This is a genomic window from Maritimimonas sp. 2405UD52-3 (assembly GCF_056591715.1).
The window spans coordinates 16,435-39,312 of the sequence record NZ_JBWQOL010000008.1 but is presented as its reverse complement, the minus strand read 5'-3'; the positions used below and the strand labels follow the sequence as shown (position 1 = coordinate 39,312).

General features: G+C 33.8%; 16 protein-coding genes and 1 tRNA gene. 5 read left to right on the top strand and 12 right to left on the bottom strand.

What is annotated here, in order from left to right:
- Window positions 1–112 precede the first annotated feature (112 nt).
- Window positions 113–697, top strand: a complete 585-nt coding sequence (locus AC1EU5_RS15290) for a riboflavin synthase (protein WP_480193291.1) — start codon at window positions 113–115, stop codon at window positions 695–697.
- Here the strand turns inward: AC1EU5_RS15290 and AC1EU5_RS15285 are convergent.
- The 3 genes from AC1EU5_RS15285 to AC1EU5_RS15275 form a co-directional block, all read right to left on the bottom strand.
- Entirely contained in the window at window positions 687–923 is a 237-nt protein-coding gene (locus tag AC1EU5_RS15285) for a PID-CTERM protein-sorting domain-containing protein (protein WP_480193290.1), read from the bottom strand. The two genes, AC1EU5_RS15290 and AC1EU5_RS15285, sit on opposite strands and share 11 nt — an antisense overlap.
- A gap of 151 nt (window positions 924–1,074) precedes the next feature.
- Window positions 1,075–1,148 (bottom strand) — tRNA-Ile (locus AC1EU5_RS15280).
- Between the two features lie 71 nt (window positions 1,149–1,219).
- Window positions 1,220–2,185, bottom strand: coding sequence for a polyprenyl synthetase family protein (locus AC1EU5_RS15275; protein ID WP_480193289.1), 966 nt, complete (start codon window positions 2,183–2,185; stop codon window positions 1,220–1,222).
- Between the two features lie 125 nt (window positions 2,186–2,310).
- Here AC1EU5_RS15275 and AC1EU5_RS15270 point away from each other — a divergent pair, with 125 nt between their 5' ends.
- The 4 genes from AC1EU5_RS15270 to AC1EU5_RS15255 are packed head-to-tail and all read left to right on the top strand — an operon-like array spanning window position 2,311 to window position 9,016.
- Window positions 2,311–2,919 carry a TetR/AcrR family transcriptional regulator gene (locus AC1EU5_RS15270; RefSeq protein WP_480193288.1) on the top strand — a complete coding sequence of 203 codons (609 nt, stop codon included), beginning with the start codon at window positions 2,311–2,313 and terminating at the stop codon, window positions 2,917–2,919.
- Window positions 2,919–4,262: a TolC family protein gene (locus tag AC1EU5_RS15265; RefSeq protein ID WP_480193287.1), complete on the top strand. Its 1,344-nt coding sequence runs from the start codon at window positions 2,919–2,921 to the stop codon at window positions 4,260–4,262. The genes AC1EU5_RS15270 and AC1EU5_RS15265 overlap by 1 nt, the downstream gene beginning before the upstream one ends.
- Window positions 4,263–4,281: 19 nt before the next feature.
- The gene (locus AC1EU5_RS15260; RefSeq protein ID WP_480193286.1) at window positions 4,282–5,481 is read left to right on the top strand and encodes an efflux RND transporter periplasmic adaptor subunit; all 1,200 of its coding nucleotides are present in this window, start codon (window positions 4,282–4,284) and stop codon (window positions 5,479–5,481) included.
- 4 nt (window positions 5,482–5,485) lie between these two features.
- Window positions 5,486–9,016 carry an efflux RND transporter permease subunit gene (locus tag AC1EU5_RS15255; RefSeq protein WP_480193285.1) on the top strand — a complete coding sequence of 1,177 codons (3,531 nt, stop codon included), beginning with the start codon at window positions 5,486–5,488 and terminating at the stop codon, window positions 9,014–9,016.
- Window positions 9,017–9,058: 42 nt separating this feature from the next.
- Here AC1EU5_RS15255 and AC1EU5_RS15250 read toward each other — a convergent pair whose 3' ends face one another.
- From AC1EU5_RS15250 to AC1EU5_RS15210, 9 genes are all read right to left on the bottom strand, one after another.
- Entirely contained in the window at window positions 9,059–11,281 is a 2,223-nt protein-coding gene (locus tag AC1EU5_RS15250) for a patatin-like phospholipase family protein (protein WP_480193284.1), read from the bottom strand.
- Window positions 11,282–11,311: 30 nt separating this feature from the next.
- Window positions 11,312–13,111: an excinuclease ABC subunit UvrC gene (gene uvrC / locus AC1EU5_RS15245; RefSeq protein ID WP_480193283.1), complete on the bottom strand. Its 1,800-nt coding sequence runs from the start codon at window positions 13,109–13,111 to the stop codon at window positions 11,312–11,314.
- Between the two features lie 35 nt (window positions 13,112–13,146).
- The gene (locus tag AC1EU5_RS15240) at window positions 13,147–13,875 is read right to left on the bottom strand and encodes a lipoprotein signal peptidase (RefSeq protein WP_480193282.1); all 729 of its coding nucleotides are present in this window, start codon (window positions 13,873–13,875) and stop codon (window positions 13,147–13,149) included.
- A gap of 45 nt (window positions 13,876–13,920) precedes the next feature.
- Window positions 13,921–14,586 carry a hypothetical protein gene (locus tag AC1EU5_RS15235; RefSeq protein WP_480193281.1) on the bottom strand — a complete coding sequence of 222 codons (666 nt, stop codon included), beginning with the start codon at window positions 14,584–14,586 and terminating at the stop codon, window positions 13,921–13,923.
- A gap of 43 nt (window positions 14,587–14,629) precedes the next feature.
- Window positions 14,630–15,007: a TraR/DksA family transcriptional regulator gene (locus tag AC1EU5_RS15230; RefSeq protein WP_480193280.1), complete on the bottom strand. Its 378-nt coding sequence runs from the start codon at window positions 15,005–15,007 to the stop codon at window positions 14,630–14,632.
- 6 nt (window positions 15,008–15,013) lie between these two features.
- Window positions 15,014–18,418 (bottom strand): isoleucine--tRNA ligase, encoded by a 3,405-nt coding sequence (ileS, locus tag AC1EU5_RS15225; protein WP_480193279.1) that lies wholly within the window; start codon window positions 18,416–18,418, stop codon window positions 15,014–15,016.
- 117 nt (window positions 18,419–18,535) lie between these two features.
- Window positions 18,536–20,101, bottom strand: a complete 1,566-nt coding sequence (locus AC1EU5_RS15220) for an OmpA family protein (protein WP_480193278.1) — start codon at window positions 20,099–20,101, stop codon at window positions 18,536–18,538.
- A gap of 66 nt (window positions 20,102–20,167) precedes the next feature.
- Window positions 20,168–21,109 carry an OmpA family protein gene (locus tag AC1EU5_RS15215; RefSeq protein ID WP_480193277.1) on the bottom strand — a complete coding sequence of 314 codons (942 nt, stop codon included), beginning with the start codon at window positions 21,107–21,109 and terminating at the stop codon, window positions 20,168–20,170.
- Between the two features lie 101 nt (window positions 21,110–21,210).
- Window positions 21,211–22,875: an OmpA family protein gene (locus AC1EU5_RS15210; protein WP_480193276.1), complete on the bottom strand. Its 1,665-nt coding sequence runs from the start codon at window positions 22,873–22,875 to the stop codon at window positions 21,211–21,213.
- Window positions 22,876–22,878 lie beyond the last annotated feature (3 nt).

Genomic DNA, 22,878 nt, shown 5'->3' with positions numbered 1-22,878 from the left:
ATTTTATATTTTTGGTACACTTAAAAACGCATTAAGTGACTAAGCGAATGTATGAAAAACTCATGTATTATATGTTAATCCATTTGCTTTTTAAAACCTTTTAATAAAAGTTATGTTTACAGGTATTATAGAAGAAATAGCAGAAGTAGCAAAGATAAAAAAAGAGGAAAATAATCTTCATATCACATTAAAAAGCAGGGTTACTAGCGAACTCCAAATTGATCAGAGTATTGCACACAATGGTGTTTGTTTAACTGTAGTTGAGATTGATGGTTTAAATTATACTGTTACAGCAATAGATGAAACCCTTAATAAATCAAACTTAGGACAACTTGAAGTAAACAGTCTAGTAAATATTGAAAGAGCCATGAAGTTAGGAGATCGATTAGACGGCCATATTGTTCAAGGGCATGTAGATCAGACAGGAATGTGTACGGATAAAAGAAAAACTGATGGGAGTTGGCTGTTTACTTTTGAATATGACACTTCAAAAAACAACATAACTATAGAAAAAGGATCTATAACAATAAACGGAGTTAGTCTAACAGTTGTAAACTCTAAAAGAAGCTGTTTTAGTGTAGCCATCATACCTTATACATATGAAAACACTAATTTTAATCAATTACAGAAAGGAGATATAGTAAATCTTGAGTTTGATGTAATAGGAAAATATATAGCTAGATTAACTAGTCTCTAAGTTTTTTGATGCCATAAACTATACCAGCCGCCAATAATATCACTAAACCTCCATCAACAGGAGTTCCAGGCACAACTGGACGACATCGCCCATCAACACACTGAAAATCCATTCTTCCAGGTCTGTTACAATCATCATCAGAAGTACATGTTGGTTGAGCATGAGCAACACCCTCAAATAGCAATACAAATACTATGACTGCGATTAAACGTATCTTTTTTAGCATAAACTTTCCCCTTTTACAAAATAGCTAACGATTAATTGGCTAATTAATTGCAAATATATAAATTCTTTTTAACCAGTTAACGTTATACCATTCTTTTTAGTATTATTAATGCTTTAATAATATTAGCAAGGTATAATGTTACTTAAAATTGTGGACCCAGAAGGGCTCGAACCTTCGACCCCCTGATTATGAGTCAGGTGCTCTAACCAGCTGAGCTATGGGTCCTAAATTTTGGAGTGCAATATTACCAATAATTTACTATATGCACAATCTTTTTTTATTCTAAAATACAATGCTCAAATTTTTCTATACATCAAAGCATTGGCAAAATCTTTTAATTTCTCTTTTTGCATATCATCAATAGAAAGTGACTCACAATTCAGCAGCGCCATATTTGTATAATTCTCTATCTGATTATTTATGCGTTCAGGAATAGCACATCTTTGGAATATTTCAATCACCTCTCCTACTTTATTTTCATTCACAGAATTATCTTTATATAATTCTAATAACCTATTATTATCACTAGAGTTACTTACTTCCAGTGCTTTAAGGTACAGCCAAGTTTTTTTGTTTTCAATAATATCTCCCGCCTTCTGTTTACCAAAATCTTCACCGCCAAAAACATCTAGAAAATCATCTTGCAATTGAAAAGCGATACCAAGATTTAATCCATAATCATATATTTTTTGAGCTTCTAATTCATCAGCGTTGGCTATAATAGCTCCCATTTTTAATGAAGCAGCAACTAATACCGCAGTTTTTAACGAGATCATTTTGATATATTCTGGTATAGAAACATCATTTCTTGTTTCAAAATCAATATCATATTGCTGACCTTCACAAACTTCAATAGCAGTTTTGCTGAATAACTTTGCCAAATCTCTAAATTTATTGGGTTCATAACTTTCAAATAATTGATAAGCCATAATCATCAAAGCATCTCCTGATAATATTCCCGTATTCAAATCCCATTTTTCATGCACAGTCTGTTGCCCTCTTCTTAGAGACGCATTATCCATAATATCATCATGAATCAACGAAAAATTATGAAACATCTCAACGGCTAGTGCAGCATCTAATGCATCTTTATAACTACCTCCGAATATTTCACAGCTCATTAAAGTAAGAGAGGGGCGTAAACGTTTACCTCCTAAGTGTAATATATAATGAATAGGCTCATAGAGATTCTTGGGTTCCTTTACCGAAAGTTTCTGTTCTAAATAATTAAGAAAAATTGATTTATAATCTACAATATCCAAATTCGAAATTTTTGTAAAAATAAAAGATTCCAAAAAATAGTGTGAACGAAATGTTAATTTTTTGCAAAACTTTGGAAACTTTTTTTGTTTTAAAAGTTTCCTGCCTATTTTTGTCGTTGATTTTTATGAAAGAAAAAATTTTACATACTGCAGGTGATATGTTTCTCACACTTGGTTTTAAAAGTGTGACTATGGATGATATTGCCAATGATATGGGTATATCTAAAAAGACTATTTATACCCATTTTAAAAATAAGACACAACTAGTTGAAGAGGTTACTTTCTCTTTATTTGAGAAAATATGTGACGGCATTGATACCATTTGTGATTGTTCAGATAATCCTATTGAAGAGCTTTACGACATCAAGATGTTCGTGATGAACCATTTAAAAAATGAAAAAGCCTCACCTCAATATCAATTGAAGAAATACTACCCACAAATTTATGCAGTCTTAAGAGTTAAACAGTTTGAAAAGATGCATGAATCTGTTCAAGAGAGTTTGCAAAGAGGCGTAGACACAGGTTTATTTAGATCAACTATTGATGTAGGATTTATTTCTAGGATGTATTTTAATGGTATGACAGGAATAAAAGATGAAGCTATATTCCCAAGAAGTGAATTCAGTATTGAATATTTAATGGAAAGTTATCTGGAATATCACTTAAGAGCCATTGTAACGGAAAAAGGATTAAAGATCTTAAATCAATTTATAACAGTAAATCAAGAATCATAATGAAGTATACATTATTATTAATCATACTTTTTATTGGTAGTATTGTGAGTTTTGGGCAGGAGAGCACTAAAAATTTTTCATTAGAAGAAGCCATTCAATATGCACTAGAGCATAACCGTACAGTAAAAAATGCTGAACGCGATATTGATGCTGCTAAAAAACAAAAATGGGAAACAACGGCAACTGGTTTGCCTCAAATAAGTGCTAAAATAGATTATCAAAATTTTTTGAAGCAGCCTGTATCTTTGGTTCCTGCCGAGTTTTTTGGCGGTAATCCAGGTGAATTTGCAGAAGTTGTTTTTGGCACAAAGCAAAATGTGAATGCCGTTGCCACATTAGAACAGCAACTTTTTGATGGTTCCTACTTAGTAGCCTTGCAATCGGCCAAAGTGTTTCTGGATATATCAAAAAATGCTAAAGAGAAGACTGATCTAGAAATCAGAAAGGCGGTAATCAATGCTTATGGTAATGTATTGCTCGCTGAAGAAAGTGTTAAAATAACGGAAAACAATAAAACTGTTCTTCAAAAGAATTTTGATGAAACGTCAAAAATTTATGAAAATGGCTTGGCAGAAGAAGAAGATGTAGAACAGCTTCAAATTACTTTACTTCAGCTTGACAATACTCTGAAGAATTCAATACGGTTGAGAGATATTGCGTATAAAATGTTAAACATTGCACTAGGACTTGGTATACATGAAAGCATATCTCTAAAAGATAACTTGGAATCTCTAGTATCAGAAAACATACGATTAGATCTTCTTGAAGCGCAAGAAAGCATTGACAACAATATTGATTATCGTATTGCAGAAAACAATAGGCGAGCAAGTGAACTACTTTTAAAACTGGAAAAAAGCAAAGCACTTCCAAGACTTAACGCATTTGTAAATGGAGGTTATCAAGGGTTTAATGACGAATTTTCTTTCTTAAATAGTGATCAGCAGTGGTTCGGTTCATCCCTTTTAGGCGTAAGTTTAAACATTCCTATTTTTAGCTCTCTGGGCAGAAGTGCTGCTACACAACGCGCAAAAATAAATTTAGAAAAAGCTAAAACTGACCTTACTGAAACTGAACAGCAACTTAAATTTCAGATCACTTCTGCTAAAAGTAATTACCAATTTGCCGTAGAATCTTATAAAACCTCCAAGCAAAATTTGGCTTTGGCAGAGCGTATTGAAAAAAAGAATCAAACCAAGTTCTTTGAAGGAATCTCAACAAGTTTTGATCTCCGTCAGGCACAAACACAACTATATTCTACACAACAGGAATATTTGCAAGCCATGTTGAATGTTATTAATAATAAAACAGAACTAGAAACAGTACTGAACAAAATATCAAACTAATATTATAATCATCATTAAAATGAAAAGCATATACTCATTACTATTACTAAGTTTATTTCTTGCTTCTTGTGGAAATACTTCCAAAAAAAACGTTGAAGATATTGTTGCTGAAGGAAATCTTGAGTCTATTAGGGCTAAAAGAGCTGAGGTAGTTACTCAACAACAAGAAATTGCAGCTGAGTTAAAACTATTAGACGATAAAATTGCTGAGCTTGATACCAGCAAAAAAATTCCATTGATCACTACATTTAAGGCAGAAGAAGAAACCTTCAATCATTACCTGGAGTTACAAGGCAATGTGCAAACTAAAAAAAATGTACTGATTTACCCTGAAATGGCAGGTACTCTTGTACGCGTATATGTTAAAGAAGGACAACGTGTAGGCAAAGGACAAATATTGGCAACTATTGATGATGGCGGATTAAGTAGTCAAGTAGCTCAATTCGAAGCGCAGGTGGCACTTGCCAAAACCACTTATGATAGGCAAAAACGTTTATGGGAGCAAAAAATTGGTAGTGAAATCCAATATTTACAGGCAAAGACCAATTATGAATCTCAAGAAAATGCACTAAAACAACTCAAAAGTCAATTAGGCAAATCTACCATTAGAGCACCTTTTTCTGGTGTTATTGATGATGTTATTAAAGATCAAGGCACAGTAGTAGCTCCCGGCCAAGGTTCTGAAGTCTTTAGAATTGTTAACCTAGATAATATGTATATAGAAACTGATGTGCCAGAAAGCTATATAACAACAGTTAAAAAAGGCAAGAATGTAGAAGTGGAATTCCCAGTATTAGGTAAAAAAGTTGATACTAAAGTTCGTCAAGCTGGTAACTTTATCAATCCTTCTAATAGAACATTTAAAGTTGAAGTAAGTATTCCTAATAAGGATAAAAGCATCAAACCAAACCTCACTGCTAAGCTAAAGATCAACGATTATACGAGTGAAAAAGCAATTCTAATACCACAAAGTATTATCTCTGAAAATGCACAAAATCAACAGTATGTATACACTGTAATTGACAAGAATGAAAATTTAGGAAAAGCTAAACGCATAATTATTGAAACCGGAAAAACACAAGGTGATCTTATTGAGGTATTGAGTGGTATTAAAAATGGCGATGAAATTATTCAAGAAGGTGCTCGAAGTGTGAAAAATGACCAAGAAGTAAAGATTTTACAAATAGAAGAAGACTCTCAAGAAACAGCAAAAAAATAACAAGATGGAAGAACGTCTTAAAAAAGTAAATAAAGAATTTCCACTTTCCTCATGGGCTATTAATAATAAAACAACCATGTATGTTTTAATAGCCTTGATACTAACCTTAGGAGTTTCTGCATTTTTTAGCATGCCCAGAGAGAATTTCCCTGAAATTAAAGAAACTAAAATTTATATCAGTTCTCTATTTCCAGGCAATACCGCTGAAGATGTTGAAAAGCTAATTACTGACCCCTTAGAGGACAAGTTAAAGACCGTTAGTAATGTGGTAGAAATTACTTCATCATCGCAAGAGGATTATTCAATGATCATAGTTGAATTTGATGAAAAGATGACGGTTGAAGCTGCTAAACAAAAGGTAAAGGATGAGGTAGATTCGGAGAAATCTAGCGAAGACTGGCCTACCTTTAATGGTGCCAAAGTAGATCCTAACATCTTTGAGTTGAGTATGTCAGAAGAATTCCCAATTCTTAATATTAATATCTCTGGTGATTACCCTGTAGAAAAGTTAAAAGAGTTTGGTGAATATTTAGAAGATGAGATCGAAGATCTTTCTGAAATTAAACAAGTAGATATCCGGGGAGCGCAGGAAAAAGAAGTTGAAGTTGCTGTAGATATTTATAAAATGATGGCTGCCAAAGTAAGCTTTGATGACATCATTAATGCAATTAGTAGAGAAAATTCTACCATCTCTGCCGGGAATTTAATTTCAAGTGGACAGAGAAGGACTATTAGAATTATTGGCGAAATTGAAACACCAGATGAGTTAGAAAATTTTGTAGTTAAGTCTGAAAATAACAACCCTATTTACCTAAAAGATATTGCAAATGTTTCTTTTAAAGAAGAAGATAGGACTACCTATGCCAGAGAATTTGGTGATCCAGTTGTTATGTTAGATGTTAAAAAACGTGCAGGAAAAAATATGGTGGCCGCAGCAGAGCAGATTCAAGTAATTGTTGATGACGCCATAAAAAATGTCTTTCCACAAGATTTAAAGGTGACTATTGCTAATGACCAATCATCAAAGACCATAGGTCAGGTTGATGACCTCGTAAATAACATCATTTTTGGTATTATATTAGTTGTCACCGTATTAATGTTCTTTTTAGGGTTTAAAAATGCATTGTTTGTTGGGTTTGCCATTCCTATGTCAATGTTCATGTCGTTAATGATACTGAGTACTTTAGGATATACAATGAATACTATGATCCTTTTTGGTTTGATAATGGGCTTAGGTATGTTGGTGGATAATGGTATTGTGGTTGTAGAAAATGTGTATCGTTTGATGGATGAAGGTGTTCCAAGAATAGAAGCGGCAAAAAAGGGAATTGGCGAAATTGCTTTCCCTATTATTATCTCAACTGCCACAACCGTTGCAGCCTTTATACCCTTAGGTATGTGGCCCGGTGTCATGGGTGAATTTATGATCTATTTCCCGGTAACATTATCTGTGGTATTAGGATCTTCACTATTTGTGGCAATTTTCTTTAATTCAGTATTGGTATCTCAGTATATGACAACCGAAGATTCTGAAATGCCATTAAGAAGAATCGTACGAATTACTGTGGTTATGACAATAATAGGCCTTCTAATAGTATTGTTTGGCGGTGCCTATAGAGCGTTGGGAAGTTTAATGATCTTCACAGCAATTATGCTATGGATATATCGCCTCTTTTTAAGGAAATGGGCAAATGGTTTTCAAAACAAAATCTTACCTCGTTGGGAGCGTTTTTATGAAAAATTGCTTCGTGGTGCTCTTAATGGATGGAAACCTCAACTCATAAGCTTAGGAACACTTACTTTACTTATAATTGCTTTTATGGGCTTTGGAGCTTCTATAGGAAGTCAGCGTACTAAAGTCGAGTTTTTCCCAGACAATACACCTAATCAAATCATTGTATATATTGAATATCCCCAAGGTACGGATATCAAAAAAACAAATGCAATTACTAAGGATATTGAAGAACGGGTTTACAAGATCATCAATGAAGAAGCGTATAAAAGTGGTGATTTTAACTTCTTAACAGAAAGTGCTGTATCTCAGGTAGGTGAAGGCGCCGGTAATCCACAGACAGATGGGGGCTCTGCAGCTGAAATGCCACACCGGGGAAAAATTACTGCTACCATGCGCGAATTCAAATTCAGAAAAGGTGCTGATAGTAAAGAACTTCAGAAAAAAGTTCAGGAAGCTTTAAAAGATATTTATCCTGGTGTTGCCATTTCTGTTGAAAAAGATGCTGTAGGACCTCCGGCAGGGTATCCTATTAACATAGAATTAGAAGGTAATAACTATTCAGAGCTTATTGCTGCTGCTGAAACAATGCGTGATTTTATCAATTCTAAAAATGTTGCAGGAATTGATGAGTTAAAAATTGATGTGAATAAATCTAAACCCTCAATGCTCGTGCAGGTAGATCGCAAAAAAGCTGGCGAGCTAGGTGTGAGCGCAGGTCAGGTTGGTCAACAACTACGAAACTCTATTTTTGGTGCTAAAGCAGGTATCTATAAAGAGGGCGGGGATGATTATGACATCTATGTTCGTTTTAATGAAGAAAACAGGTACAACACTAGTGCTATTTTCAATCAGAACATCACCTTTAGAGACCAAAGTTCAGGTACTATTAAAGAGATTCCTGTTTCAGCCGTAGCCAAGCAAAATAATGCTTCGGGTTTTAGTGCTATAAAGCATAGAGATGTTAAACGTGTTGTTACTGTTTATTCGGCATTAGCTCCTGGTTATACAGATGCAGGCGCTATTGTTTCACAGATTCAAAATGAAATGAAAACGTTTACAGGTATCCCTAGCAATATTAAAGTTGATTATACTGGTCAAATAGAAGAGCAAAATAAACAAATGACCTTTTTAATGAGTGCATTTTTTGCTGGTCTGGGATTAATCTTCTTCATTCTAATCTTCCAATTTAATTCAGTCTCAAAGCCTGGAATTATTATGCTTGCAATTTTCTTAAGCTTAATAGGAGTATTTGGAGGATTGATCATAACGGGGAAACCATTCGTTATAATGATGACCATGATGGGGATTATTTCTCTGGCAGGAATCGTAGTAAATAATGGGGTGGTATTATTAGACTACACACAGCTACTGATCGATAGAAAAAAGGTAGAGTTAGATGTTGATGAGAAAGAATATCTGGATAAGGAAAACTTATTAGAAGCTATTGTTAAGGGAGGAAAAGCGCGTTTGAGACCAGTACTATTAACAGCAATTACAACTATATTAGGATTAATACCGCTGGCTACTGGATTTAATATCAATTTCTTCACCTTGTTTAGTGAATTTGACCCTAAAATCTACTTTGGGGGAGATAATGTAATATTTTGGGGACCTTTAGCATGGACTGTTATTTACGGTCTATTTATTGCTACATTCTTAACATTGATAGTGGTACCTATACTATTCTTCCTGGCAACACGATTCAAAATGTGGCTACGTAGTAAATCCACTTCCACTGGTGCGATTGTTAATTCAGAAAAAGTATCGTCAGACAGCCCACAATTGGCTATGGACAAGTAAAAAATTGTTTTGGTTAACAAATGTAGATGTGGGGTTTTGGTTTTAAAACCAAAATCCTACATTGAAAAACCAAATATTTTCTGAAAGATCTGGTGACCAAGTATATTTAATTTCAATAGGGCCTAAAAAAGAATCGATGCTATAGCCAACCGCATATCCAAGTTTGGTATCATCAAAAATAGCTCCTTGGTTTAACAAATCATCATCTACCCTTGCTGCATTAGCTGTAAAATTTAGATATTGCTTTTTAAATAATTCATAGCGCAATGTTAATGCAGACTTTAAAAACCCTTCGCCACTTAAATCTCCTACATCATATCCATAAAAATTGGTGAAATTATTAATGAAATTTTCGTTGTTTCCGCCTAAGTGAAAATTTAGAGACCTTTTATCATTTTCTCCAATACTTACGCCTGCTTCTGATTTAAAATGAGCCGTAAATCTATCCCAAAAAGTATAAGCAACACCTAATCTTCCCTTTAACTGCGAAAAAGGGTTAAAGGTATTATCTTGATCACCATCTAAATACGATAATAAGTATCCTTTAAAATTGGCATCTAGATAAAATCCCCTTTTTGGGAAGTAATAATTGTCATAGGTGTCTACTTTAATTTCTGCGAAAGCGTTGATATAGGTATTGTTGTCATAAAAATTCTTAACTGTTCTGTTATTTGTTACATCTTCAGTAAAAATTCTAAGATACTTAGATTCTACACCAAGTCTAGCAGCAAAATTATTGGTAAATGCACTTTGAACAAATAGCTGTGTGGTAAAATCATTATACTCTGTTTCTTCCTTAGTATCTGTTTCAGTTATTTCTAAACCTCTAAATGTGCTTTGAAAGATATCCTTATCAAAATGGTTATAACTGGTATTAATACCATAACTCCAATGAAAACCATTATCAATAAAATAGTCTAGGTTATAACGGATGTTATCTCCTAAAATTAAACTAGCAGAAATCACATCATTTTTGAATAGCAAATGTGAACTGGTAACATTTAATAAAGCTGCAGTTTTAAAAAGATCATCATAATGAGCACTAATATTTAGGTACGTAGAAATGTCATTTTCTCTAAGCTTAAATTCCGCACAGTATTTATCTAAAAACTTATATTGTATACTATTGAAATTATTGGTAGCTGATAGCACATCAATCCCTTTTTTAAACTCTTCATAATTGATAGAATCTCCTTTTCTAATACCTAACTTACCCATGATATAACGACGGGTATAATTTTCATTTCCTATAACATTAATGTCTCTTATTGCAATTCTATCTCTATTTTTAGCTGTTGTACTTTGTTTAGTGCTGTTATCTCTCTTCTGTTGATTTGCTATTTCTTTGAAATAACTAAATTGCTTTATAGCTTCATCTTGTCCATTACGAATAATCTGCTCAGCATCATCAAAAGAAACCACGGTAAAATCTTGAATGTTAGGTTGTATATATGAATTTAACCTCTCTTTCATTTCCTTCTTATCATCATACATCTGAAAACTCACAATCTGCATAAGAATCTTTGGTGCAGAGTTTAATTCAGATTTTTTACCTAGTTTATCTTGTACATCAACCCCTATAATCACATCCAAACCTTTGGTAGCCATAATATCCACCGGAAAATTATTAGCAATACCTCCATCTGCTAATAATTTACCATCTAACTCAACTGGTTCTAATAAGGTTGGAAAAGCCCCACTTGCTTTTACTGCCTCAGGCAAAAAGCCTTCTTCTAAAATTTCCTGTTCGCCAGTTTCCATATTCGTGGCAATACAGAAAAATGGAATGGGTAATTTAGAGAAATCATTCACCAGATGTACATGCTCCATCAAACTTGAAAGTAAATTGAACACATTCTGCCCTCGTGATAAAGCAGCAGGCAAACCAATGCTCCCTTTTTTTACTGGTAGGGTTAAGGCAAATTTTTCAGCATTTTCTTTTTGATAAATAGATTTACTTCTTCGTGGAAGATTATCCTGCATTAGTTCTATCAAATCATATGCTTTTACTACTGAGTCTATCTGAGTAGCTGAATAACCAGAAGCATACAAAGAACCAACAATAGCACCCATACTAGTACCACCAATATAATCTATTCTAATCCCAGCTTCTTCAAGCACTTTGAGTACACCTATATGTGCCAGGCCTTTAGCCCCTCCTCCACTCAATACTACTCCTACTTTTAAATCTTTGGCAGAAATAGAATCTGTTTGTGAAAAGCTAAATATGCTGATAAAAAGAAAGAAAATAACACAGGCCCTCATTCATCAATTTTTGATAAATGTAGGTATTTTTTATCCTTTTTTAGAATGATAAAAATTAAAAATTTTAGAGGCTTTATCATTGCCCACCACTGCTGAAAGGTCTTCTAAAGAAGCTAATTTAATACGTTTAGCTGATTTAAAACGTTTGAGTAAGGATAATATAGTTTGCTCGCCAATACCTGAAATTAACTCTAACTCCGTTTGAATAGCACTTTTACTTCGTTTGTTTCTATGAAATGTTATAGCAAATCTATGTGCTTCGTTACGCAGCTGTTGAATAATCTTTAAGGTTTCAGATTTTTTATCAAGATACATAGGTATAGAATCGCCAGGGTAATAGATTTCTTCTAAACGCTTTGCAATACCAATAATGGCAATTTTTCCTCTAAGCCCTAATAAATCTAGACTCTTTAGAGCAGAAGATAATTGTCCTTTACCTCCATCAATGATAATTAATTGAGGCAAGTCTTGTCCTTCTTCAAGTAGTCGTCTATAACGTCTATGCACCACTTCTTCCATAGAGCCAAAATCATCAGGTCCTTCAACGGTTTTTATATTAAAATGTCGATACTCCTTTTTACTGGGTTTCCCATTTTTGAATACCACACAAGATGCTACCGGATGTGTACCTTGAATATTAGAATTATCAAAACATTCAATATGTCTAGGCTCTTGAGTTAAACGTAAGTCCTTTTGCATTTGTGCCATGATACGTTTAGTGTGCCGATCTGGATCTACAATTTTGATTTGTTTGAAACGTTCTTGGCGATAGTATTTAGCATTTCTAATAGAAAGTTCAACTATGCGTTTTTTATCACCTAACTTCGGAACTGTCACTTTCACTGTGTCACCAATTTCTATAGCAAAAGGAACATAGATTTCCTTTGATTGCGAATTAAACCGTTGGCGTATTTCTACAACCGCTAGTTCTAATAGATCTTTATCAGACTCATCTAACTTTTTCTTGATTTCTGTAGTATGTGATTGAATAATAGCTCCGTTGGCAATCTTAAAGAAATTAACATAGGCATAACCCTCATCTGAAATAATGGAAAATACATCCACATTATTAATCGACGGATTCACCACCGTAGACTTGGCCTGATAATTTGCCAGTAAATCTATTTTCTCTTTTATTTTCTGTGCTTCTTCAAATTCAAGGTTTGCAGCAAATTCATGCATTAAAGACTCGAAACGCTGTAAGGATTGTTTAAAATTACCTTTGATGATATTTCTAATAGCCTTAACATCCTCTAAATAATCAGCTTCTTTTTGCAGTCCTTCACAAGGTCCCTGACAATTTTTAATATGATATTCTAAGCAAACTTTATACTTTTTTGCTTCTATATTTTTTTGAGATAAATCATAAGCACAAGTACGTAATGGGTATAGTTCTTTTATTAATGATAATAATGCTTTTGCTGTTCTTACCGAAGTATAAGGGCCAAAATATTCCGAGCCATCTTTGATCAAATTTCTGGTCATAAACACCTTAGGAAAGGGCTCTTTCTTGATGCAAATCCATGGATAGGATTTGTCATCTTTTAACATTACATTGTATCTGGGTTGATACTTTTTAATTAAGCTGTTTTCTAGCAACAAGGCATCTGACTCAGTCTCAACCACAATATGTTTTACAAAGGCAATTTTTTTTACCAATACCCTAGTCTTACCATACTCATGATTTTTCGTAAAATAGGATGCAACTCGCTTTTTTAAATTCTTAGCTTTACCTACATAAAGAATAGTATCCTCTTTGTCAAAATATTGATAAACTCCGGGTGAAGTGGGTAGTGTTTTTAATTGTAATGCTAAGGCTTCATTAGGCATACAACGAAGTTAAGGATTTTAACCTCAGGAAGAAATCATGATTGAGGTTTTTCATAATGTCGTACCACCACTGGAGGTACAATCTTATGGGTTTCTTGATCGTCTTCCACTTTTTTAGGAAAGACCTTTTTATTGAAAACTAATAGAATACCCACGCCCGTAGAAATAGCAGTATCAGCTATGTTAAATACAGGGTCAAAAAATGTAAAATGTCGATCAACAAATAAGGTAAATAAATCACCTCCAATAAAAGGCAGCCAATCTGGCCATATAAAGCTGATACTAGGCACCCAACTTGGTAATTGGGTATCTATTAATGGAAAGTATAACATATCTACTACCTTGCCATGAAAAACAGAGCTATAACCCCCACCTTCAGGCAAGAAAGATGCTATTGTATTATAACTATCGCTAAATAGCACTCCATAAAAAACAGAATCAATAATATTACCCAAAGCACCGGCAAAAATAAAAGCGATAGCCGTTATTAGAATTCTTGGGGCATTGTTCTTTACCGCAGAATAAAGCCAGTAACCAATTCCCGTAATGGCTACTAATCTGAATAAAGTTAAAAATAGTTTGCCGTTTTTACCTCCAAATTCGGTACCCCAAGCCATTCCATTATTTTCTAAAAAGTGGATTCTAAACCAATCAAATCCTAATACTTTGATTTCCTCACCTAACACAAAATGAGTTTTCATGTATACTTTACTGATCTGATCAATCAACAGAATAATAACAATAATGACAATAGCTCTTTTCAAGAATCAATTACAATTTTTCAAAAGTCCACAAAAGTAAGGATAATATTATTGTTTGGCAGGTTTCAAGGTTACTTTTGCTCGTACAGTTTTCACTTTTAACAAATTACTAGCATTTTTATAGATGCCCTTTAGCAAATCTCTCGATTGTTCCAAGTTTGAATCGTTCAAAAGAGACTCTGTAATACCTTTACTATTTTCTATAAACACTTCCCCATTCAGCAATGAGCATATTATCTTTCCTGAATAGGAACTAATGCTGACCTTGCCAACGAAGTCATCAATCGTAACATCTCCAGAATTAAGATGAACATTTAAATTGCCGTAAAATTCTTTTGCGTAAAAGTTGCCTTTATCATAAAACAGTTGAACATTTAATCCTTTAGGAATTGCTATTTTATAGTTTGGGTATAATGGTTGGCCTGCTCGATATTTATTTTTTTCAGTTCCTTTTAAATTAGATGCTTCTTTAGAAGTTTCTATAAAGATACTTCCATTTTTTTCTGACAGTTGAGGTTCATTATTAGCATCAGTATTTGAATAGGATATTTCTATTTCTTCTTTAGAATCATTAACGATTAATTCTATCTGATTGACAGATACTAGGTTAATATTTAGACTCTTAGTAGAAGATATTAATGACTTTTTATTCTCTTCCTGACTTGCAATAGAAAAACTTAGAAAAAAACATACTATGTAAACAGGGAATTTCAAAAAAAAGGAAATAAAAAAGCTCCTAGAATAAGGAGCTTTGATGTTATTGGCGCATTTTGGCTTCTATACTCAGCGTAGCGTGCGGAACCAGTTTTAAACGTTCTTTTTGAATTAATTTGCCAGTTACTCTGCATATACCATATGTTTTATTCTCGATACGTAGTAAAGCATTTTTTAAGTCACGTATAAACTTCTCTTGACGAATAGCCAATTGTACATTGGCTTCTTTAGACATGGTCTCTGAGCCTTCTTCAAAAGCCTTAAAAGTAGGTGAAGTATCATCTGTACCATTATTCTCGTCATTCTTGTACGCACTTTGTAATAATTGAAGATCTTCTTCAGCCTTGCTTATTTTATCTTCAATAATTTCTCTAAATTCTTGTAACTCTTTATCAGAGTATTTTACCTTGTTCTCTGTCATGGTTCTCTAGTTTTTCTCAATTAGCAATTTTGTATTAACATCGTCAAAGGCAACTTCTGTACCATTTTCAACTTCGTCAATTAATACTAATTCATTGGTTAGGGTTTCGTTCTTTATATAATCTTCATTTACCAGCACTGCTTCATCAACAATACCATCTTTTTTTACACTTAATTTTATCTTATCTGTTACTTCTAGTCCTGTTTCCTTACGTAAATTCTGAATTCTATTGATCAATTCTCTTGCAATACCTTCATTACGTAAATCTTCTGAAATAGTAACATCTAAAGCCACGGTTAAATTGCCTTGATTAGCTACCAGCCAACCTTCTATATCTTGAGATGAAATTTCAAGTTCACCGAGGGTCAATTTAATATTTTTATCATTTACTTTTACAAAAATTTCACCCTCTTTTTCAACGATTGCAATGTCTTCTTGTGTTAACTTTTGAACCTCAGCTGCAATAAAACGCATATCCTTACCATATTTAGGACCTAGCACCTTAAAATTAGGCTTAATATTCTTCACCAAAATACCTGAAGCATCATCAATCAACTCTATTTCTTTAACGTTTACCTCAGCTTTGATCAAATTAGCTACCGCTTCTACATCTTCTTTATCTTGATCATCCAAAACAGGTATCATGATACGTTGCAATGGTTGACGCACTTTGATCATTTCTTTCTTGCGTAACGACAGTACCATAGAAGATATTGCCTGTGCTTTATGCATCTTGCGTTCTAATGTAACGTCTACCATTTCTTTTTCGTATACAGGAAATGTTGCGATGTGAACCGATGCTTCACTTTCTTTACCCGTAACGCTAGTTAGATCTTTATATAGTCTGTCCATATAAAATGGGGCAATGGGAGAAGCTAACTTCGCTACTGTTAACATACAAGTATATAAGGTCTGATACGCTGAAATCTTATCTTGACCATATTCTCCTTTCCAGAAACGTCTTCTACTCAAACGAACAAACCAATTGCTTAAATTTTGCGTTACAAAATATTGAATAGCCCTTGCAGCTTTAGTAGGCTCATAATCGTTGTAAAATTCGTCTACATTCTTTATTAATGTGTTCAATTCAGAAAGTATCCAACGGTCTATTTCAGGACGCTCGTCTATAGCAATATTGCTTTCTTCATACTTGAAACTATCAATATTAGCATATAGTGCAAAGAAAGAGTAGGTATTGTACAAAGTGCCAAAAAACTTTCTGCGCACCTCATCAACGCCTTCAATATCAAATTTTAAATTATCCCAAGGGTTGGCATTTGATATCATATACCAACGCGTAGCATCTGCACCGTAGGTTTCCATAGTTTTAAACGGATCTACCGCATTGCCCAAACGCTTAGACATCTTCTTACCTTCCTTATCTAATACTAGACCATTTGACACAACATTCTTATAGGCAACAGAATCAAATACCAGCCCACCAATTACATGCAGTGTATAAAACCATCCTCTGGTCTGGTCAACACCTTCTGCTATGAAATCCGCTGGATAAAACTTATTCTGGTCTATTAGTTCTTTATTTTCAAAAGGATAATGCCATTGTGCATAAGGCATAGAACCTGAATCAAACCACACATCAATCAAATCTGATTCGCGCTGCATAGGCTTTCCTGAAGGCGAAACTAATATAATTTGATCTACAATATTTTTATGAAGGTCAACCTTATCATAGTTTTCCTCAGCCATATTACCTACTTCAAAATCGGCAAATATGTCTGAAACCATAATACCTGTATCAACCGCTTTTTTCATTTCAGTCTTTAGTTCTTCAACAGAACCAATAATAAGCTCTTCCGTTTTATCTTCTGTTCTCCAGATAGGTAATGGAATACCCCAAAAACGTGATCTGGATAAATTCCAGTCATTGGCATTTAATAGCCAGTTACCAAAACGGCCTTCACCGGTAGATTTTGGTTTCCAATTGATAGACTTATTATGTTCAAATAGTTTATCGCGCTCATCTGAGACTTTTACAAACCAAGAATCTAACGGATAATATAAAATAGGCTTATCAGTCCTCCAGCAATTAGGATAGCTGTGTTTATATTTCTCTACTTTGAAAGCCTTATTTTCTTCTTTAAGTTTTATAGCCAATTCTACGTCTACAGACCTTTCAGGAGCTAGACCATCTTCATAATATTCATTCTTGACATACTTACCTGCAAATTCTTTCATTTCAGGTCTGAAGCGTCCTTGAAGATCTACTAGAGGTGCTAAATTTCCTAAACCATCCTGCACTAACAGAGGAGGCACTTCTGGAGTTGCTTGCTTGGCCACCAAAGCATCATCTGCACCAAAAGTTGGTGCCGTATGTACTATACCGGTACCATCTTCTGTAGTTACAAAATCACCCGAAATCACTCGAAATGCATTCTCAGGATTATCATTAGGTAGTGCATACTGTAGTAATTGCTCATACCTGATTTCAATAAGGTCTTTTCCTTTGAACTCTTTAACTACATAATATGGAATTTTCTTATCTCCATTCTTATAGTTAAGTAACTCTGATTTGGTTTCTACCTCAAAAAATTTACCAGCAAACTGCTTGCCAACCAAGTTTTTTGCCAACACAACGTTTATAGGTTGAAATGTATACTGATTGTAAGTTTCAACTAATACATAGTCAATTTTAGCACCAACTGTTAGGGCTGTGTTACTAGGTAATGTCCAAGGCGTAGTTGTCCAAGCTAAAAAGTAAATGTCGCCTTCGTTTTGTAAAAAATCAGGTAGTGTTTCTTCAATAGCTCTGAATTGAGCTACCACCGTAGTATCTGTAACATCCTGATATGTTCCTGGTTGGTTTAACTCATGCGAACTTAATCCGGTTCCAGCTTTAGGCGAATATGGCTGAATTGTATAACCTTTGTATAATAAATCTTTGTTATATAATTGCTTTAACAACCACCATACAGATTCTATGTATTTCGATTTATAAGTAATATAAGGGTCTTTCATGTCAACCCAATGACCCATTTTTCGAGTCAGGTCTTCCCATATATCTGTGTAACGCATCACTGCCTTTTTACAGGCTTCATTATATTCTTCTACAGAAATTTTCTTGCCAATATCTTCTTTGGTGATTCCTAACTCTTTTTCAACGCCTAACTCTATAGGGAGGCCATGTGTATCCCAGCCAGCTTTTCGTTTTACCTGATAGCCTTTTAAAGTTTTATAACGACAAAAAATATCTTTAATAGAGCGTGCCATTACGTGGTGAATACCAGGTAATCCGTTTGCAGAAGGAGGACCTTCAAAGAAAACATATGGTTTGTTGTCTTCTCGTGAAGTAATACTTTTTTTGAATATATCATTTTCTTCCCAATACTGTAGTATTTCATCTGCTACCTTTGGTAAATCCAACCCCTTATATTCTCTATAGTTCACGCCCATTTGTTCCTGAAATTCTATTGATTCGCGAAATTACATATTTTACTGAAAATAAAGGGTTCAAGAAATAAAAAAAGCACTCGTTTAGAGTGCTCATTTATATTTGGTGATCTGTATTTTCTACTCTTTTTTAATTACTACAAATTCCGTGCGTTTATTTTTTCTATGTTGTAGATCAGTACATTTAATGCCATTGGCACATTTATTCAATAATTTGGTCTCTCCATAGCCCTTTCCTGAAATTCTATCAGGTGAAATTCCTTGATTAATTATATATGATATTGTTTCTGCCGCTCTCTGTTCTGACAATGACAAATTCAGCCCATCAGGACCTCTAGAATCAGTATGAGCTCCAAAGGCAATTACCATATTGGGATACTTCTTCATTAAACGTACTACTTTACCTAAAGTATTCTTTGATGCTTCTTTAATAGTAGCCTCATTTAATTCAAAGCCAATATTATCTACATACAACATCTCTACACCATTTCTAGTGATAAACTCTTTTTCTTCAATAAATACCTCCAGATTGTTTTCTAAGCCGTTTGCATTTGATGTTTCTAATGAGGTATCAGATTCAAAATAGCCATTCTTGACTATCTTAATAGTATATTTCAAAGCACAATCCAATCCAAAATAGAATACCCCATCTGCCAGGGTGGATACTGTTCTTAACTTTTCCCCTTCGGGGTTAACTAAAGTGACTAATGCATTTTTTACAGGTAACCCTGTTACTTTATCTCTGACAATTCCTGAAACAGACTGATCACATAAAGAGATTGTTGTCTTTTGCACAAAAGTATAAATATCATCATCGCCTTTGCCACCCTTTCTATTAGATGAGAAGTAACCTTGTAATTTTTCGCTATTAATGATAAACGAAAAATCGTCACCCTTGCTATTGATAGGCGCTCCCAAATTTATAGGTTCTGGTAGCGAGCCATCTAATTTTGTAACATATACATCAAAACCTCCTTTTCCACCCTTTCTATTGGATGAAAAATAGATTAAATCACCATCAATGAATGGTGTGTATTCCTTATAAGGTGAATTAATGGTAGATCCTAAATTAATAGGTTTGCTATAATACCCATTTTTAATTTCTACATAAAAAATATCTTTATCTCCTTGCGTGCCCGGCATATCAGAAACAAAATAAATACGCTCACCATCCCTACTTATAAATGGGTGTCCTGCATCATGCCCATCGCTGTTAAAAGGTAAGTTTTCTGCATTCTTCCATTCACCGCCTTCTCCAATGGAAGCCCTGAATAACTTTAGACTTTTTGATTTAATACGTCTATTAATTTTGTCATTAGAAGTGTAATACACCTGTTTTAAGTCTTTTGTAAAACTTACAAATGCGTCATGGTATTTAGTATTCACTTTTTCGGAAAAAGGGCGTACATTTTTGATTTCACCACTTTCTGTTAGGTCACCTATATATAGATCTAAAAATGGTTGATTATTGCCACGCCAGACTCTATTAGAGATTCCTGGTTTTCTGCGTGTTGAGGAAAAAACTAGCTTATCACCCATAAAAGTGGAACCAAAATCAGAATACTTCGTATTTGCATCTATACTTTTAATACTATACTCCGCTGCCATAATAGAATCTGCACGTTCTATTTGGCCATAAGATAAGCTTACAATAAAAATAAAAAGTAAGGTAGTTAAGTACTTCATTAACAATCTTTATTTGCCATAATACAAATGGTGTACCAAAGTTTGGTTTCCAATTGAAAACAAATATTACATATTAATAACAACAAACTCTGTTCTTCTATTGATCCTTCGCTCTTCATCCGTACATTCAACATCTTTAATACACTTATTCAATATATTTGAAGCCCCATAGCCTTTACCACTAATACGTGAAGTAGAAATACCTCTACTTACTACGTAATCAATAGCACGCTTAGCTCTTCTATCAGACATCCATTGATTGTATTCATCAGGGCCCTTTGAATCTGCATATGCCTTACATTCAAGCACCAGATCAGGATTTTCTCGCATCATTTTAACAATACTCTGTAATTGTCGTTTGGCATTTTGGTTTAAATACGAGGATTCATAATCAAAATAGATAGGATCTATTTTTAAAGAATTACTACTTGACTTAGGAGTTGAGCTAATTTTGGGTCTATTTTCATTTCTCTTTTCTTTTACTTCTTCATTTTCAGTAACTTCTTCCTTCACCTCTTCGGATTTGATTAATGCACTTTCTTTAACTTCATCTTCTATGACGGATTCATTCTTCATTTCCTTTGTCACCTCATTCTTTTTACGTTGTCTTCTCTCAGAATCAACTACAAAATCAATTTCTCCTGTACCCAAAGAGATAATAATTTTTAGCTCCTTATTAGCTTCACCTGTTGTAGTAAATGATGTAGATTCAGGCGTGTACTTTTCTTTTCTTCCCTCAACTTTATAAATAGTATTGCATTCAAGTTCAAAATAAAACTCTGCATTTCCGTTTACTTTTTGAGCGGCTATTTCAGTACCTGATTCATCCATAATGACAACTTCAGATTCTGTTAATAGGTCATTGGTTTGTTGATCTCTTACTTCGCCTTTTAGTATTTGCTTACATATAGTTTCAGAAGGAACTGAAAGCGAATCTACAGCTTTGTCTTGAGCATAAAGGTATGTTGCAAATAGTAGAGAGAAAAATGCTATGAAATACCGTTTCATAAATAGTCTTTTTATCTATTAACGTATAAGTGCCTAAATAAATTATGCGTGTAAAATAAAAACCTTCGTAAAACGAAGGCTTTTAAATTTGGTTTGTTGACTTACATCTTTATAATTACAAACTCTGTTCTTCTGTTAGCAGCATGCTGTGCTTCAGTGCAATTAACGCCCTTTTCACATTGATTGATCAATTGGCTCGCACCGTATCCTTTTCCTGTAATCCTGGTAGGATCTATACCTCTTTCTATAATATAGTTTACGGTAGATTTTGCCCTTCTATCAGATAACCACATATTATACCCATCAGGACCACGAGAATCTGTATGTGATGCTGATTCAATAATCATTTTAGGGTATTCATTCATTAAATCTACTACTTTTTGTAATTCTCTTTTAGCTTGCTTAGTAAGATAAGACGAGTTAAAGTCAAAATATATAGGGTTAATGTTTACAGCATACGTACCTGGTCTTAATCTAACAATTTCATCTGGCAAAACATCAGGTAAACCTTCAGGTTTCACATCTTCACCTTCTCCTTCTGTTTGATTACCAGTTCCATCAGCTACAAAATCAATATCTCCTTTTCCTAGTAGTATTAATAGCTTTAATTCTATATCAGCTTCATCTGAAGTCGTGAACCCTTTTGATTGTGGAGTATATTCTATCTTTTTACCTTCTAGCTTATACTCTGTTTCACAATCTACTTCAAAAGTAAATATAGCATCATCTTTTACTACCATTCTTTTAATTTCATTACCATCTTTATCGCTTAAGATAACTTCTGATCCTGGCAATAAATCAGTAGAATTTTTATCGCGCACTTCACCAATAACCTGTTGTCTGCATTTAAATTCAACCGGTTCTTCTTCTAAAAATGAATAGATATCATCATCGCCTTTTCCACCTTCTCTATTAGAAGAAAAATAACCTTTTCTGGTTTCATTATCAATAATAAAAGCAAAATCATCACTAGAAGTGTTAATTGGCTCGCTTAATAATACAGGATTTGGTGTAAAGCCTTCCAATTTCGTTGCATAAATATCTGACCCTCCTTTACCACCATATCTATCAGAAGTAAAATAAAGCACATCATTATCTACAAATGGAAACCAATCTTTAGCTTCAGAATTCACCTTTGGTCCCAAATTTTCAGGATTTCCAAATCCACTTTGATTGACGTCTACCTTGAAAATATCTGTTTCACCCATCGTACCTGGCATGTCTGATGTAAAATACAAGGTCTTTTCATCTTCACTTAGAGCAGGGTGACCTACAGAATATTCTACATTATTGAAAGGCATAGGAATAACATTAATCCATTCACCATCACTATTCACGGTGGCTTTGAACATGGCTAAATTTGTCCATCCTCTATTATCGACACCCAGTTGTTTGTTATAATAATTATCTCGAGTGAAATAGACTGTTTTACCATCTTTAGTAAAAACAGCATTCCCTTCATGGTATCTTGAATTCACTTCTCCTTTTAGCTTCTTTTTATTGGAAACTTCTCCATTATCACTAATACTACCTTGATAGAGATCTAAAAAACGTTGACCATTTTGTTTCCATACGTCTTTAATGATATTAAAACCAGTTCTCGGTGACGTGAAAACCAACACCCCATCACTGCGCAATGAAGTACCAAAATCTGAATTTACTGTATTTACTTCAAGATTTTTGACATCTTTATATTTACCTGATCCTTCTTGAGCACCTATCAATAAAGTACTAAATGTAAATAATGTTAAAATATATTTTTTCATAGT